This window comes from Staphylococcus sp. AC872, assembly GCF_979255425.1.
The window spans coordinates 1-564 of record NZ_CEEDKW010000030.1 but is presented as its reverse complement, the minus strand read 5'-3'; the positions used below and the strand labels follow the sequence as shown (position 1 = coordinate 564).

Genomic DNA, 564 nt, shown 5'->3' with positions numbered 1-564 from the left:
ACTTTATTATAAGCGGCTTCTTGACCACCAGGCATTAATGAAGGACCAGTTAAAGCGCCTACTTCACCACCTGATACGCCCATACCAATGAAATTAACGCCACTTTCAGCTAATGTTTTATTTCGACGAATTGTATCTTGATAGTTTGTATTACCACCATCAATTAAAATATCTTCATCGTCTAATAATGGAAGTAAGGCATTTATCATGTTATCCGTAGGACTACCAGCCTTAATCATCAACAAAATTTTACGGGGTTTTTCTAATGAATCTACAAATTCTTTCAAGTTATACGCAGGATATATCTTTTGATAATGAGACTTTTGAATAGTATCATTAATTTCATTATTATCTCTACTATGAATACTCACAGAATATTTCTTATCCTCGATGTTCCACGCAAGATTTTTCCCCATAACACCTAAACCTAAAATTCCAATATTACTAGACATTGTATCCTCTCATTTCTTTATAGTTTATAACCTACAATCTTGCTTCAAGATCTTTTTTCATATCTTCAAATCCTGGTTTACCAAGTAAAGCAAACATATTTTGTTTATACGC

2 protein-coding genes are annotated in these 564 nt (G+C 32.6%); both read right to left on the bottom strand.

Annotated features, from left to right (window positions below):
- The coding region (locus ACZ267_RS12780; RefSeq protein WP_340091780.1) for an NAD(P)-binding domain-containing protein at positions 1–452 on the bottom strand (452 nt) is incomplete at its 3' end.
- 31 nt (positions 453–483) lie between these two features.
- Positions 484–564: hypothetical protein (locus ACZ267_RS12775; RefSeq protein WP_268561520.1), on the bottom strand; the 81-nt coding region annotated here is incomplete at its 5' end.